This window comes from Streptomyces mexicanus, assembly GCF_902506575.1.
Lineage (GTDB): Bacteria > Actinomycetota > Actinomycetes > Streptomycetales > Streptomycetaceae > Streptomyces > Streptomyces mexicanus.
In genome coordinates this window covers 1-2237 of record NZ_LR732667.1, presented here as the reverse complement: position 1 = coordinate 2237, position 2237 = coordinate 1, and the positions used below count along the sequence as shown (strand labels likewise).

2 protein-coding genes and 1 pseudogene are annotated in these 2237 nt (G+C 74.2%); 1 reads left to right on the top strand and 2 read right to left on the bottom strand.

Annotated elements, in window-relative coordinates; all coding sequences use genetic code 11:
- Window positions 1–746 precede the first annotated feature (746 nt).
- Together GV126_RS34600 and GV126_RS34595 are read right to left on the bottom strand one after the other, a co-directional pair.
- Window positions 747–1112, bottom strand: a complete 366-nt coding sequence (locus GV126_RS34600) for a hypothetical protein (RefSeq protein WP_159675264.1) — start codon at window positions 1110–1112, stop codon at window positions 747–749.
- Window positions 1109–2008 (bottom strand): hypothetical protein, encoded by a 900-nt coding sequence (locus GV126_RS34595; RefSeq protein ID WP_419796029.1) that lies wholly within the window; start codon window positions 2006–2008, stop codon window positions 1109–1111. Before GV126_RS34595 ends, GV126_RS34600 begins: the two co-directional genes overlap by 4 nt.
- Window positions 2009–2110: 102 nt before the next feature.
- On the opposite strand from GV126_RS34595, the pseudogene GV126_RS34590 reads away from it, so the two are divergent.
- A pseudogene (locus tag GV126_RS34590) lies at window positions 2111–2237 on the top strand (respiratory nitrate reductase subunit gamma); the annotation flags it as partial.

Here is a 2237-nt window from a genome sequence, read left to right as displayed (position 1 = left end):
AAAGGGAGGCACACGGAAGGGGTCGTCGGCAGCGTCAGATGTATATAGGAGACAGGCGGACGGGGGCGCCGGGGCGGCGTGCCGGGCCGGCGGCGTGTCCACGCTGTCCGTGTGCGGAGCGAGCGGCGCGGCCGGGGCCGCCTGGGCGCGGTCGGCGGTGTGCCGGTCCATCGAGGCGACGGTCAGGCCGCCGCCGACGAGCGCCACGGCCGTGGCGACCAGGGCCCGACGCTGGGTCTTCTGCCAGCGTGCGCGCTGCCGCCGCCGCGCGGCCCGTCCCGGCCGCTGCGACCCGGCCGGTGTGCCGTGCGCCGCCCCGGCGACGGCCGGGCCCGCGACGGACGCCTCCTCGGGGCCGTCCGTGTGCGAAGGCGCGAGGTCGTCCGTGTACGCCGGTGCGAAGCCGTCCGTGAGCGTCGGCGCGGGGCCGGAGGCGTGCACCGGGTAGGCGGCGGTGAGGGCGTCGGCGGCGGGGCCGGGGGCGTAGGGCGTCGCGGAGTCGGCGGTGGCGCTCGGGGCTATGTCCGGTGCGTAGGCCCCGCAACCGGGACACACCAGGGCGCCGTTGAGGTGCCGTCGGCACGTGGTGCAGTAGTCCATCCGGATCTTCCTGGGTCGGTCGGCCGGGCGGCCAGTCACGCTAACAAGGCTGTGTGCAGCCTTTGTGACGCCCGTGCGGGGATTCGACTCAGGTCCGGCACATGTCCGGCGCGGCCCGGGCTCGGATCCGGCACATGCCGGATTCCTCAGGCCAGGTCGGTCAGTTCGTCGGCGTACACCTGGGACAGCGGCTGCGGGCCCACGTACTGCTGGCAGTTGCACTGCCCGGGCTCGAAGCGCAGCGGCTTCTTGTTCTCGTCCCAGGCGGTGGGCACCTCCACCCGCTCGTGGCAGCGGCCGCTCTTGTCGTGCTTGGCCAGGTGGTGGGTGCATCCGCAGATCGGCTGCGGCGGCTTGTGCGCCGCCTCCACGGCCAGCCGCTCCGCCTTCTGCGCCTCCATCAGTTCCATCCTGCGCTGGTGCCGGTTGCGCAGCGCGGTGCGCGCGGTGTCGGCGAGCCAGGCGAAGCCGCCCGTCCAGAACAGGATGAGTACGACCCAGATCCAGTTCACGTCTCCCCCGTCCTTCCCCCCGCACCGCGGCCCGGTGCGTGATCGGCTCCGAACGCCGGTGCCGGGCACGTCACCTCCGGCCGGCGGAGCACGGGTTCAGGACAGGCGCCGACGGCCCGCCCTGTCCGGGCCGCAAAGGCCGTCCGCGGGAGGCGGGGCAGCCGCAGCCGCGGCCGGCCGCGTTCGTGGACCAGGGCCAGGACGATCGCCGCGGCCACCGCGATCAGGTGCTCGCGCCCGGCCAGGTTGGGCTTGATCACCGACTCGGCCACCATCGACCCGCCGGTGAGGAGGAACACCACCGGGGCGCGCCGGACCACGGACAGGTAGGTGAACAGGCCCACCACCGCGGCCGAGGGACCGGTGTCCAGGACGTGCGCGGTCTCCGGCGGCAGCCCCAGCCCCCACCAGCCCGGGCCGATCGCGATCATCACCCGGACGGTGAGGGTGCCGGCGAGGGTGGTGGCGTAGGACAGGAACAGGGTGCGGCGCCGGCCCAGCGTCAGCTCGGCCAGCGCGAAGGCCACGAACAGCTGGGTGATGCCGGCCCACACCGGCAGGTCCAGGGCGGGCACGTACAAGGAGACGGGGGTGCGCAGCAGGGCCAGCCACAGCGGCAGGTCGGCCTGGACACCACCGGTCAGCCGGACCACCGTCTCTCCGGTGGGGTGCTGGGCCAGGGCGTGGAAGAAGATGACGCCGAAGGCGGCCACGAACGCCAGCACCAGCCCGGACAATCCGCGGCGCGTCAGCTGCCGCACCGGGTCCACGACGATGCCGTGCCATTCGGCGCGCAGCGTGCGGACGACGAACAGCGCGGCCCGGGCCGCCAGGTCCCGTCCGCGCCCGGTGTCCCGCGGCCCTCGCCCGGCCGTCACGCCATACCGCTGCAGCACCGCTCGGCTCCTCGAAGCAGATCCCCCGTCCTGTGTGCGCACAACCGTATGGACCGCGATCGGGCCCGGCGCGTTCCCACACGCCGGGTGAGGTGTCCGTCAGCGCACGCGCCGCTCGTCTACCAGTGCCACGCTCTGCTCGCCCTCGCCCTGTTCGCGCTGTGGCCGTTCAGCCGCCTGGTGCACGCATTCGCCGTGCCGCTGGGCTATCTGACCCGGCCCTACGTCG